This window comes from Microbacterium sp. NPDC055442, assembly GCF_053644215.1.
Map to the genome: position 1 here is coordinate 486,348 of NZ_JBSHLF010000004.1, position 11,927 is coordinate 498,274.

Genomic DNA, 11,927 nt, shown 5'->3' on the forward strand with positions numbered 1-11,927 from the left:
AAGGTGGAATCCATGACATATTCGGTCGCCGTCTCCGGCGCATCCGGCTATGCGGGCGGTGAGATCCTTCGGATACTCGCCGCGCATCCCGACGTCGAGATCCGCACCGTGACCGCGCATTCGAACGCGGGACAGCCGCTCATCCAGCACCAGCCGCACGTGCGCTCGCTCGCGCATCTGACGCTGCGCGAGACGACGCCCGAGGTCCTCGCGGGGCACGACATCGTCTTCCTCGCCCTGCCGCACGGTCAGTCCGGCCAGTACACCGACGCCCTCGGTGACACGGCGCTCGTGATCGACGCCGGCGCCGACCACCGGCTCGAATCCGTCACGGACTGGGACCACTTCTACGGCGGCGACTTCCACGAGCCGTGGGTGTACGGGGTGCCGGAGCTGCCGGTTGCCGGTACGAAGCAGCGCGACCGGCTCGTCGGTGCGACGCGCATCGCCGCTCCGGGCTGCAACGCCTCGACCGTCAGCCTGAGTCTTGCGCCCGGGGTCGCAGCGGGCGTCATCGACCCGTCCGACATCGTCACCGTGCTCGCGGTCGGACCCAGCGGCGCGGGCAAGAGCCTCAAGACGAACCTTCTGGCCAGCGAGATCCTCGGCACGGCCAATCCCTACGCCGTCGGCGGCACGCACCGGCACATCCCCGAGATCCGGCAGGCGCTCGCCGCGGCGCGGAGGGGCGACCCTTCGGCAAGCTCAGGGACCGGGGGTGCACGCTCAGGGACCGGGGGCGACCCTTCGGCAAGCTCAGGGACCGGGGGCGCAAGCTCAGGGACCGGGGCAACACGCTCAGGGGCCGGGGCGGCTGACGAGGGGATCCGCGTCTCGTTCACGCCCGTCATCGTGCCCATGGCGCGCGGCATCCTCGCGACGTCGACCGCGCCGATCGTGCCGGGAGCGTCCGACGCGGCGATCCGCGACGCGTGGCAGGCGGCCTACGGCGGTGAGACGTTCGTGCAGCTCCTGCCGGAGGGGCAGTTCCCGCGCACCGCCGACGTCATCGGCGCCAACACCGCCCTCATGGGCCTCGCGATCGATCGGCCGGCGAACCGCGTCGTCGTCGTCACCGCCGTCGACAATCTCACCAAGGGCACGGCGGGTGCCGCCGTGCAGTCCATGAACATCGCGCTCGGGCTCGCCGAAGCCACGGCGCTGAGCGTGAACGGAGTCGCGCCGTGAGCGTCACGACACCCCGGGGTTTCGAAGCGGCCGGAGTCGCCGCCGGACTCAAATCGACGGGCAAGCCCGATGTCGCCGTCGTCGTCAACCGCGGTCCGCTCAAGGTGGGCGCGGCGGTGTTCACGAGCAACCGCGCGAAGGCCAACCCCATCCTGTGGTCGGAGCGGGCCATCCAAGACGGTGTCGTCGAGGCGATCGTGCTCAACTCCGGCGGCGCGAACTGCTTCACGGGCGCGTTCGGGTTCCAGACGACGCACGAGACGGCCGAGAAGGCGGCGACGCTCCTCGGAGTGAGCGCGGGCGACATCCAGGTGTGCTCGACGGGGCTCATCGGCACGGGCGACGAGGTCTTCCGCGCGAAGGTGCTCGCCGGCACCGAGCAGGCGATCGCCGAACTCTCGGACGACGGCGGAGCCGCGGCATCCGAAGCCATCATGACGACCGACTCGCGCGCCAAGACGACCTCGGTCGCCGGTGACGGCTGGGCCATCGGCGGGATCGCGAAGGGCGCCGGGATGCTGGCACCCGGCCTCGCGACGATGCTCGTGGTCCTCACGACCGACGCCGTCCTGACGGCCGCCGAAGCCGATGCCCACCTCCGGGCGGCGACGCGCATGAGCTTCGACCGGCTCGACTCGGACGGCTGCATGTCCACGAACGACCAGGTCACCCTCATGGTGAGCGGGGCCTCCGGCGTGACGCCGGATCCGGATGCGTTCCGCCAGGCGCTCATCGACGTGTGCACCGACCTCGCCGTGCAGCTGCAGGGTGACGCCGAGGGCGCGGGGCACGACATCACGATCCAGGTCATCGGCGCGGCATCCGAAGACGACGCGGTCGAGGTGGGCCGCTCGGTCGCCCGCAACAATCTCTTCAAAGCGGCGGTCTTCGGCAACGACCCGAACTGGGGACGCGTGCTCGCCGCCATCGGCACGACCGCCGCGGCCTTCGATCCGTACGACGTGGACGTGTGGATGAACGGCGTGCGGGTGTGCACGCAAGGCGGACCCGACCGGCCGCGCGACGACGTCGACCTGACGCCGCGCGCGACGGCCCTGCTGATCGACCTCAAGACGGGCGCTGCCGCGGCGACGATCTACACGAACGACCTCACGCACGACTACGTCCACGAGAACAGCGCGTACTCCTCATGAACAAGCAGGCCTCATGACCGACATCCAGGACACCGACCCCGCCGAGGCGAGCGTGAAGGCGGCGACGCTCATCGAGTCCCTGCCGTGGCTGCGCCGCTTCCGCGACCAGATCATCGTCATCAAGTACGGCGGCAACGCGATGGTCTCCGAGGAGCTGCAGGACGCCTTCGCCGCCGACATCGCCTATCTCCGGTATGTCGGGGTCAAGCCGGTCGTCGTGCACGGGGGAGGCCCGCAGATCTCGTCGATGCTCGATCGCCTCGAGATCCCGAGCGAGTTCAAGGGCGGCTACCGTGTCACGAGCACGGAGGCCATCTCGGTCGTGCGCATGGTGCTGACCGGGCAGATCAATCCGCAGCTCGTGAGCAAGATCAACGCGCACGGCCCCGTCGCGACGGGATTGAGCGGTGAGGACGCGGGGCTGTTCGGCGGACGGCGCCGCGGCGTCGTGATCGAGGGGATCGAACACGACCTCGGCCGAGTCGGCGATGTCGTCCATGTCGACCCGCAGCAGGTGCTCGACCAGATCGCCGCGGGACGGATCCCCGTCGTCTCATCGATCGCGCCCGACCTCGACCAGGCCGGACACTCGCTCAACGTGAACGCGGATGCCGCGGCATCCGCGCTCGCCGTTGCTCTGGGCGCCGCGAAGCTCGTCATCCTGACCGACGTCGCCGGCCTCTATGCCGACTGGCCGAACCGCGACTCGCTCGTCTCGCACATCACCTCGACCGCGCTGCGCGACATGCTGCCGCAGCTGGAATCAGGGATGATCCCGAAGATGAACGCGTGCCTCGAGGCGGTCGAGGGCGGCGTCGAGACCGCCGCGATCATCGACGGACGGGTGCCGCACTCGGTGCTCGTCGAGATCTTCACCAGCAAAGGAATCGGAACAGAGGTGGTCAGCGCATGACCTGGCAGGACGACGAAGGACGAGACCTCGTCCGCAGCTTCGCACCGCGGATGGCGATGCTCGTCCGCGGCGAGGGCTCGCACGTGTGGGACGCCGACGACCGCCGCTACCTGGACTTCCTCGCGGGCATCGCCGTCACCTCACTCGGCCATGCGCACCCCGTCTTCGTCGACGCCGTCGCGTCGCAGGCGGCGACCCTCACGCACGTCTCGAACTTCTTCGCCACGCCGCCGCAGCTCGAGCTCGCCGCGCGGCTCAAGCGCCTCGCGGGCACGGGCGACGCGGGCCGGGTGTACTTCGGCAACTCCGGTGCCGAGGCCAACGAGGCCGCCTTCAAGCTCGCCCGTTTGCACGGCGGCGCGGAACGTCCGCGCATCCTGGCGCTCACCGACGCCTTCCACGGTCGCACGATGGGCACGCTCGCACTGACGGGCAAGCCCGCGATGCAGGAGCCGTTCCTGCCGATGACGCCGGGCGTCGAGTTCATCGACTCGACCGTCGAAGCGCTCGAAGCGGCGATCGACGATCGGGTGGCCGCCCTGTTCATCGAACCGGTCAAGGGCGAAGCGGGCGTCGTCGAGCTTCCCGCCGGCTACCTCGAAGCGGCCCGTGAGCTCACCGCTCGGCACGGCGCGCTGCTCGTGATCGACGAGATCCAGACCGGCGCGGGGCGCACGGGGGAGTGGTTCGCCTTCCAGCGCGCCGGCATCGTGCCCGACGCGATCACGGTCGCCAAGGGCATCGGCGGCGGCTTCCCCATCGGCGCGCTCATCACGTTCGAGCCGGCCAGCGAGCTGTTCTACCCGGGCACGCACGGCACGACGTTCGGCGGCAACGCGCTCGGCACCGCTGCGGCCAACGCCGTGCTCGGCGAGATCGAGCGGGCGGACCTCCTCGCCAACGCCGCCGAGCGCGGCGCGCAGCTGAGGCGGATCATCGCGGGCATCGACTCACCGCTCGTGACCGGATGCCGCGGCCTCGGGCTGCTCATCGGCGTGAGCCTGCGGCATCCCGTCGCGAAGCAGGTCGTCGACGCCGCGCTGCACCGCGGGCTCATCGTCAACGCCCCGAACGACTCCACTATCCGGCTCGTGCCGGCACTGAACATCGGCGACGTCGAGCTCGACGAGTTCGAGACGCTCTTCGCGGCAGCCCTGTCGGCCGTCGAGGCAGACCTGGAAGGAACCGCATGACCCGTCATCTGCTCCGCGACGACGATCTGACGCAGGCCGAGCAGAGCGAGATCCTCGATCTCGCCCTCGCTCTCAAGCAGGACCGCTGGGCCGACAAGAGCCTCGCGGGGCCGCAGACCGTCGCCGTCATCTTCGACAAGTCGTCGACGAGGACGCGGGTCTCCTTCGCGGTCGGCATCGCCGATCTGGGCGGATCGCCGCTCATCATCTCGACGGCCAACAGTCAGCTCGGCGGCAAGGAGACCCCCTCCGACACGGCGCGCGTCCTCGAACGCCAGGTCGCCGCGATCGTGTGGCGCACCTACGCGCAATCGGGTCTCGAGGAGATGGCGCGGGGCACGCGCGTGCCCGTCGTGAACGCACTCTCGGACGACTTCCACCCGTGCCAGCTGCTGGCTGACCTGCTGACGATCCGCGAGCACAAGGGCGAGCTGAAGGGGTTGACCCTCGCTTTCTTCGGGGACGGCAAGTCGAACATGGCGCACTCCTACGTCCTGGCGGGGGCGACGGCCGGAATGCACGTCCGCGTCGCATCGCCCGAAGAGTACGCTCCGCGCGACGACGTCGTCGCCGATGCCGACCGCCGTGCCGCCGAGACCGGGGGGTCGGTGACTCTGTATACCGATCCCAACGAGGCGGCCGCAGGTGCCGATGTCATCGTGACCGACACGTGGGTGTCGATGGGCAAAGAAGAAGAGAAGCTCGCGCGGCTGCGCGATCTCGGCGCCTACAAGGTGACCGAGGAGTTCATGCAGCTCGCCGATTCCGACGCCATCTTCATCCACTGCCTGCCGGCCGATCGCGGCTACGAAGTCGATTCCGAGGTCATCGACGGCCCGCAGAGCGTCGTCTGGGACGAGGCGGAGAACCGCCTGCACGCGCAGAAGGCCCTCCTGGTCTGGCTGCTCCGGCAGCCCTGATCCGCTCATGACGGTGAACCGGTCTTCGACGGCCTCCCGCGCGTGGCTCGCGTCGCGCTGGGAGCGGTTGAACGGCGCGGCGCGAGTCGCCGGCATCGACCTCGCTCGCGGCCTCGCCGTGATCGGCATGCTGACGGCCCACCTCATCGCCATCGACGTCGCGTTCGAGTGGCCCGAACCCGACTCGTGGATCGCCGTGGTCGACGGGCGCTCGTCGATCCTGTTCGCGACCCTCGCGGGCGTCTCGATCGGCCTCGTGACCGGGGGAGCGACGCCGCTGCGAGGATCGCCCATGATGATCGCGCGGCTGCGCCTCGCCGTGCGGGCGGGGCTGCTGTGGATCCTCGGCATCCTGCTCATCGAGACAGGTGTCCCCGTCTACGTCATTCTGCCGGCCTACGCGATCATGTTCCTGGTCGCGCTCGCCTTCGTGTCGTTCGGCGCCCGCACCCTGCTCGTGCTCGCGGGAGCGCTCGGCGTCATCATGCCGTTCGTGCAGTTCCTGCTCGACGGGCTGCCCGTGTGGTCGAGCGTTGCGGGCAACGACCTGTCGCTCGCCCTGGGCTGGCACTATCCCTTCACGGTCTGGATCGCCTTCGTCCTGGCGGGGCTCGGCGTCGCGCGAGCCGACATCCGCCGCGCGCGTGTCCAATTCCGGATGCTGCTGTGGGGGAGCGTGCTGTCTCTCTTCGGCTACGGTGTCGGGCGCGGCATCGAGGCGACCGAGGGAGCGCTGCGGGTCGATCCCCATTCGAGCGGACTGTTCGAGGTGATCGGGTCGGGCGGGTTCGCCATCGCGGTGATCGGCGGATGCCTGCTGCTGTGCCGCACGGCCGTGACCTGGGTCGTGCTGCCGCTGCGGGCGGTGGGGGCGATGCCGCTCACGGCCTACACGGCTCAGCTGGTCGCCTGGGCTGTCATCGCGACCGTGGTCCTCGGGCGCGCGGGGGATCTCGGCGGCTTCCGGGCGCTCGAGCCGTTCTGGCCCATGACGCTCATCCTCGTCGCCGCCTGCACGGTGTGGGCGCTGCTCATCGGGCGCGGTCCGCTCGAGTGGGTGCTCGACCGCGTCGCCCGGCTCGTCGTGCGCTCCGGCGGCGATCGCCCGCGGTCGCGCCGATAGGCTGTCGGAGTGAGCGACGACACCCCGACGACCGATGGCCACGGCACCAACGAGGGCGCACTGTGGGGAGCGCGATTCGCCTCGGGACCGGCCCCCGAGCTGGTCGTGCTGAGCCGCTCGACGCACTTCGACTGGGACCTCGCACTGTACGACATCGCGGGATCGCACGCGCACGCGAAAGCGCTCGCCGCGGCAGGGTACCTCACCGTCGACGAAGAGCACGCGATGCACGTGGGCCTCGACGCACTGGCGCGCGGTGTCGCCGACGGCACCCTCGTCGCTGCCGAATCGGACGAAGACGTGCACGGCGCACTGGAGCAGGCGCTCATCGCCGAGCTGGGTCCCGAGCTCGGCGGCAAGCTGCGCGCCGGCCGCAGCCGCAACGACCAGATCGCGACGCTCGTGCGGATGTATCTGCTCGACCATGCGCGCACGATCGCGCGCGACATCCTGCGCGTCGTCGACGCGATCGTCGCGCAGGCAGAGGCCCATTCCGCGGCCATCATGCCGGGACGCACGCACCTGCAGCACGCGCAGCCGGTCCTGCTCGCCCACCACCTGCAGGCGCATGCCTGGCCGCTCGTGCGCGAGGTCGAGAGGCTGCGCGACTGGGCGGCCCGTGCCGCCGTCTCGCCGTACGGCGGAGGCGCCCTCGCGGGATCGACCCTCGGGCTCGATCCTCAGCTCGTCGCGACCGAACTCGGCCTCGATCGGCCCGCCGAGAACTCGATCGATGGAACGTCGGCCCGCGACGTCGTGGCGGAGTTCGCCTTCATCGCGGCGATGATCGGCGTCGATCTGTCGCGGTTCGCCGAAGAGATCATCCTGTGGAACACGCGGGAGTTCGGCTTCGTCACGCTCGACGACCGCTACTCGACCGGCTCCAGCATCATGCCCCAGAAGAAGAACCCCGACATCGCCGAGCTGGCGCGAGGCAAAGCCGGCCGGCTCATCGGCAACCTCTCCGGTCTCCTCGCCACGCTCAAGGCTCTTCCGCTGGCGTACAACCGCGACCTGCAGGAAGACAAGGAACCCGTGTTCGACTCGGTGCGCACGCTCGAGACGGTGCTGCCGGCGTTCGCGGGCATGGTCGCGACCATGCGGTTCGACACCGATCGCATGGCGGAGCTCGCACCGCAGGGCTTCTCACTCGCGACCGACGTCGCCGAGTGGCTCGTCAAGCGCGGAGTCCCCTTCCGCGACGCGCATGAGATCTCGGGTTCGCTCGTGCGCGCGTGCGAGACGCGGGGGATCGGACTCGAGGATGCCTCGGACGACCTTCTCGCCGAGGTGTCGGCGCATCTGAACCCCGACGTACGCAGCGTGCTCACGATCGAGGGCTCCGTCGCGAGCCGCGATGGGGTCGGCGGAACAGCGCCCGAGCGGGTCGCCGAGCAACGTGCACAGCTGGTCGAGCGCGTGCAGTCCGCAGCCCGCGTTCTCGGTCTGAACTGATCATCCAGATAAATAAGCCCTAGGCTTTTCATTTGCATACATAAGCTATAGCCTGATCCTATGCAGATCGCTGTCATCGCCGACATCATCGGGTCGCGCCGACTTCCCGACCGCGACCATGCGCAGCGCGATCTCGACGACACGATCGCGGGCGTGCACGCCCACTTCCCTCTCGCGCTGGACCCCCTGCACCCGACTGTCGGTGATGAACAGCAGGCGACCTATCCGACGCTGGACGCCGCTCTCACCTCGCTCCTGCTGCTGCGGCTCGCGCTGCCCGAGGGCATCGAATGCCGCTTCGGCGTCGGGGTCGGCGATCTCGAGGTCGTGCGGACTGCCGCCGGCAGCATCCCCGAGGGTCCCGGCTGGTGGGCGGCGCGCGACGCGATCGAGATCGTCCACGGCCTGCAGAAGCGCACCGCGCCGAGCGCGCGCACGTGGGTCGCCGCCGCGGCAGGGCATGATGCCGCCATGGCACAGACCGTCCGGCTCGCGAACGCCTACGCGCTGTCGCGCGACCACGTCGTGGGCGCCATGAGCGCACGCGCCCGTCGCCTGACCTACGGCCGGTGTCGCGGTCAGACGCAGGCCGACCTCGCGCGGGCGGAGGGCATCAGCCAATCGGCCGTGTCACAGGCCCTCGCGACCGCCGGCGCCGGCTCGATCATCGAGGGGCTCGCGCAGCTCGCCCGCGAGGTGCGCACATGATCGCGGCCGGCCTCGCGCTCCTTGCGGTCGGCGTCGCCGACCTGATCCGCCAATTCCAGACCACGCGGCGCCGTTGGATCGCAATGGCGCTCGCCGCGGTGGTGATCTTCCTCGTCGCGGTGCTCGTCGACGCCGCCGTCTGGGGTCTGGTCGCGCTCGCCGTCGCGGCGGCGTGGGTGCTCACGATGCCCGCTCGAGGCGGGGCCCGGGCCGGGCTGTGGCCCGTCGGTCTGTTCGGGGCCGCCTTGGCGGGGGCCGTCATCGTCGCCGGTCCGCGAGCGGCGACGACCGCTTTCGACACGCTGTGGGCGCTGCCGGCACCCGGCGAGAGCGTGCCTGTGGACCTGCTCGTGCTCGTTGTCGGCGCCGTGGCGTTCCTGCTCGAATCCAGCAACATCGTCGTGCGCACGGCTTTGCGCGCCGAGCACACGGCGGTCCCGGACGAGACCGAGGCCCCAGCTGCAGGCGGACTCAAAGGCGGGCGTCTCATCGGGCCGCTGGAGCGCGTGATCGTCTTCGCACTCATGCTCACGGGCGCGTACACCCTCATCGCCGCCGTCCTCGCGGCGAAGGGCATCGTCCGCTTCCCCGAGATCTCGCGCGACAGCACCGACGGCAACCGAGCCGAGTTCTTCCTCGTCGGCAGTCTCGTCAGCTGGGTGCTCGCCCTCGCCGCGGCGTTGCTCGTCTGGTGGGCGGCGCGCTGACGACCTCTGTCCGTGGCATCCGTCGCCGCTGATAGCCTGAAACGCGTGTCATCCAGCCTCGTGAGCGCGACCGCGCCTGCCAACGATCCGACGTTCGAGAACGTCTGGGACGAAATCGTCTGGCGCGGACTCGTGCATGTGTCCACCGATCAGGATGCGCTGCGCGCGCTGCTCTCGGGTGACCCGATCACGTATTACTGCGGCTTCGATCCGACCGCGCCGAGTCTTCACCTGGGCAATCTCGTCCAGCTGCTTCTGCTGCGCCGACTGCAGCTGGCCGGCCACAAGCCGCTCGGACTGGTCGGCGGGTCCACGGGCCTCATCGGCGATCCGCGTCCGTCGGCCGAGCGCACTCTGAACACGCGCGAGACGATCGAGGAGTGGGTCACGCGTCTGCGCTCGCAGGTCGAGCGATTCCTCAGCTTCGACGGCGACAACGCGGCGCGCCTGGTCAACAACCTCGACTGGACCGCGCCGCTGAGCGCGATCGACTTCCTTCGCGAGGTCGGCAAGCACTACCGCGTCGGCACGATGCTCAAGAAGGATGCCGTCGCGGCCCGTCTGAACTCCGAGGCCGGCATCAGCTACACCGAGTTCAGCTACCAGATCCTGCAGGGCATGGACTACCTCGAGCTTCACCGCCAGTACGACTGCGTGCTGCAGACGGGCGGCAGCGACCAGTGGGGCAATCTCACCAGCGGCACGGATCTGATCCACCGCGTCGAGGGTGTGGCGGTGCACGCCATCGGCACGCCGCTGATCACCAACAGCGACGGCACCAAGTTCGGCAAGAGCGAAGGCAATGCGATCTGGCTGGATGCCACGATGTGCAGCCCGTACCGGATGTACCAGTTCTGGCTCAACACCGACGATGCCGACGTCGTCTCGCGACTCAAGGTGTTCACGTTCCTCACGCGCGACGAGATCGAGGAGTACGAGCGGCTCGTCGCCGCCGAACCGTTCCGCCGCGAGGCGCAGCGCCGGCTCGCCCGCGAGGTCACGACCTACGTGCACGGTGTCGAGGCGACGTCGGCCGTGATCGCGGCATCCGATGCGCTTTTCGGTCAGGGGGATCTGCACGCGCTCGACGCGGCGACGCTGCGCACGGCGCTCGATGAGCTGCCGAACACGAGCGTTCCCCGCGGGACCGCCGTGACCCAGGCGCTCGTCGAGACGGGACTCGTCGCAAGCCTGTCCGAAGCCCGCCGCGCCATCGCGCAGGGTGGTGTCTCGGTCGACGGCGTCAAGGTCGCGGGCGAGGATGCCGAAATCACGGGGGCGCTTCCCGGCGGGGTGTCTGTGCTGCGCCGCGGCAAGAAGACGCTGGCCGGCGTCTTCGTCGACGCCTGAGGAATGCCGTTCACCCCGAGCCACGCTGTCGTCGCGCTGCCGTTCGTACGGACGCCGCTCGTGCCGGCGGCGATCGCGATCGGGGCGATGACCCCGGATCTGCCGCTGTTCGTCCGGGGACTGCCGTTGCACTACGGCCGCACGCATGACCTGACCTGGATCGCGGCGACCGTCCTGCTCGCTTTCGTCCTTCTGCTCGTCTGGCGCTGCCTGCTGCGGCCGGCGGTGCGCGAGCTGTCACCGCGCCGGCTCGCCGAGAGGCTTCCCGGCGAATGGGATGCCCCCGTGGCCGGCGCCCTGCGCGAGACCATCGGATACGCGAGATCGGGCGGCTTCTCGGGGCGCGCGCTCACGATGACGATCCTCTCGCTCGTGTTCGGCGTCGTGACCCACATCGTGTGGGACCTGTTCACCCACGAAGGGCGCTGGGGCGTGGACCTCGTCCCGATGCTCGACGAGCGGTGGGGTCCGCTGGCGGGGTATGCCTGGCTCCAGCACGGATCCAGCGTGCTCGGACTCGCGATCATCGGTGCCTGGATGCTCGTCTGGTTCGTTCGAGCGGATGCTGTCGCACCGGTCGTGCGCGTTCTCCCCGCGTGGGTGCGCGGAGCGTGGTGGCTCTCGCTGCCGGCGATCCTCATCGGCGGATGGTGCTGGGGGCTCGCGCAGTTCGGGCCGCTCGACGAGGACTTCACGGCGGCGCACCTGGCGTACCGCGTGCTTCCGCCCGCGTGCGCCGTGTGGGGTGCGGCCACTGTCGCGTTGGCGATCCTCGCCCAGGTACGGCGGTCAGCCCTGCGCCGTGTCGGCCGGTGATCGAGTGTGCCGGCGGGAAATCGCGGAATCATGCGGCGACACGCCCGGGATGCGAGCAAGATTTGCCGTACCTCTGGGAGCCACGTAACTTAGTACTCGTTCGCCCCACAGGGAAGCGGAGAGGCCGAGAGCCTTACCCCCCTCAAGTGGAGAACCAGCCCCATTCTTATCCTCTTGAGGATCGCGGCCTTCGGGTCTAGGATGGAGGATCCCACTCCTCGAAGCTTGCGAAGAGTGCTGACCGGAGACTCTGAAACAGTCACGGTGAGCCGATTTGACAAGCAGAGCGAGAGGGGTAAGATAGAGAAGTTGCCCTGCGGGCGGAGCTGAGAGGCCGAGTAGCAGGAGCATCCGATCCTTGAGAACTCAACAGCGTGCACTTGTCAAATGCCAAATTACC

General features: G+C 69.5%; 11 protein-coding genes. All 11 read left to right on the forward strand.

All coding sequences use genetic code 11. The features are described from left to right. Positions 1-12 precede the first annotated feature (12 nt). Genes ACWIBS_RS11955 through ACWIBS_RS12005 form a run of 11 tightly spaced genes read left to right on the forward strand, consistent with a single transcriptional unit; the run spans position 13 to position 11,527 of the window. Entirely contained in the window at positions 13-1,188 is a 1,176-nt protein-coding gene (locus tag ACWIBS_RS11955; RefSeq protein WP_376128191.1) for an N-acetyl-gamma-glutamyl-phosphate reductase, read from the forward strand. Further along, positions 1,185-2,342, forward strand: coding sequence for a bifunctional glutamate N-acetyltransferase/amino-acid acetyltransferase ArgJ (gene argJ, locus ACWIBS_RS11960; protein ID WP_376128189.1), 1,158 nt, complete (start codon positions 1,185-1,187; stop codon positions 2,340-2,342). The genes ACWIBS_RS11955 and argJ overlap by 4 nt, the downstream gene beginning before the upstream one ends. Before the next feature lie 13 nt (positions 2,343-2,355). Next, the gene (gene argB / locus ACWIBS_RS11965) at positions 2,356-3,255 is read left to right on the forward strand and encodes an acetylglutamate kinase (RefSeq protein ID WP_376128187.1); all 900 of its coding nucleotides are present in this window, start codon (positions 2,356-2,358) and stop codon (positions 3,253-3,255) included. Beyond that, positions 3,252-4,448 (forward strand): acetylornithine transaminase, encoded by a 1,197-nt coding sequence (locus ACWIBS_RS11970; protein WP_376128185.1) that lies wholly within the window; start codon positions 3,252-3,254, stop codon positions 4,446-4,448. The genes argB and ACWIBS_RS11970 overlap by 4 nt, the downstream gene beginning before the upstream one ends. Continuing rightward, a complete protein-coding gene (gene argF / locus ACWIBS_RS11975) occupies positions 4,445-5,368 on the forward strand; it encodes an ornithine carbamoyltransferase (protein WP_376128183.1) in 924 nt (307 codons plus the stop codon). Before ACWIBS_RS11970 ends, argF begins: the two co-directional genes overlap by 4 nt. 7 nt (positions 5,369-5,375) lie before the next feature. Further along, positions 5,376-6,491 (forward strand): heparan-alpha-glucosaminide N-acetyltransferase domain-containing protein, encoded by a 1,116-nt coding sequence (locus tag ACWIBS_RS11980; protein WP_454137021.1) that lies wholly within the window; start codon positions 5,376-5,378, stop codon positions 6,489-6,491. Between the two features lie 9 nt (positions 6,492-6,500). Continuing rightward, positions 6,501-7,946: an argininosuccinate lyase gene (argH, locus tag ACWIBS_RS11985; RefSeq protein WP_376128179.1), complete on the forward strand. Its 1,446-nt coding sequence runs from the start codon at positions 6,501-6,503 to the stop codon at positions 7,944-7,946. Between the two features lie 60 nt (positions 7,947-8,006). Then, positions 8,007-8,654, forward strand: a complete 648-nt coding sequence (locus tag ACWIBS_RS11990) for a SatD family protein (protein WP_376128178.1) — start codon at positions 8,007-8,009, stop codon at positions 8,652-8,654. Continuing rightward, the gene (locus ACWIBS_RS11995) at positions 8,651-9,361 is read left to right on the forward strand and encodes a hypothetical protein (RefSeq protein ID WP_376128176.1); all 711 of its coding nucleotides are present in this window, start codon (positions 8,651-8,653) and stop codon (positions 9,359-9,361) included. Before ACWIBS_RS11990 ends, ACWIBS_RS11995 begins: the two co-directional genes overlap by 4 nt. Before the next feature lie 45 nt (positions 9,362-9,406). Next, the gene (tyrS, locus tag ACWIBS_RS12000) at positions 9,407-10,711 is read left to right on the forward strand and encodes a tyrosine--tRNA ligase (RefSeq protein WP_376128174.1); all 1,305 of its coding nucleotides are present in this window, start codon (positions 9,407-9,409) and stop codon (positions 10,709-10,711) included. Between the two features lie 3 nt (positions 10,712-10,714). Next, positions 10,715-11,527 (forward strand): DUF4184 family protein, encoded by an 813-nt coding sequence (locus tag ACWIBS_RS12005; protein ID WP_376128173.1) that lies wholly within the window; start codon positions 10,715-10,717, stop codon positions 11,525-11,527. Positions 11,528-11,927: the final 400 nt, after the last annotated feature.

Bases quoted from the DNA above. Each gene is read 5' to 3' on its own strand.
- ACWIBS_RS11955 (WP_376128191.1), top strand. From the start codon at position 13: ATGACATATTCGGTCGCCGTCTCCGGCGCATCCGGCTATGCGGGCGGT.
- argB (WP_376128187.1), top strand. From the start codon at position 2,356: ATGACCGACATCCAGGACACCGACCCCGCCGAGGCGAGCGTGAAGGCG.
- ACWIBS_RS11970 (WP_376128185.1), top strand. From the start codon at position 3,252: ATGACCTGGCAGGACGACGAAGGACGAGACCTCGTCCGCAGCTTCGCA.
- argF (WP_376128183.1), top strand. From the start codon at position 4,445: ATGACCCGTCATCTGCTCCGCGACGACGATCTGACGCAGGCCGAGCAG.
- ACWIBS_RS11980 (WP_454137021.1), top strand. From the start codon at position 5,376: ATGACGGTGAACCGGTCTTCGACGGCCTCCCGCGCGTGGCTCGCGTCG.
- ACWIBS_RS11990 (WP_376128178.1), top strand. From the start codon at position 8,007: ATGCAGATCGCTGTCATCGCCGACATCATCGGGTCGCGCCGACTTCCC.
- ACWIBS_RS11995 (WP_376128176.1), top strand. From the start codon at position 8,651: ATGATCGCGGCCGGCCTCGCGCTCCTTGCGGTCGGCGTCGCCGACCTG.
- ACWIBS_RS12005 (WP_376128173.1), top strand. From the start codon at position 10,715: ATGCCGTTCACCCCGAGCCACGCTGTCGTCGCGCTGCCGTTCGTACGG.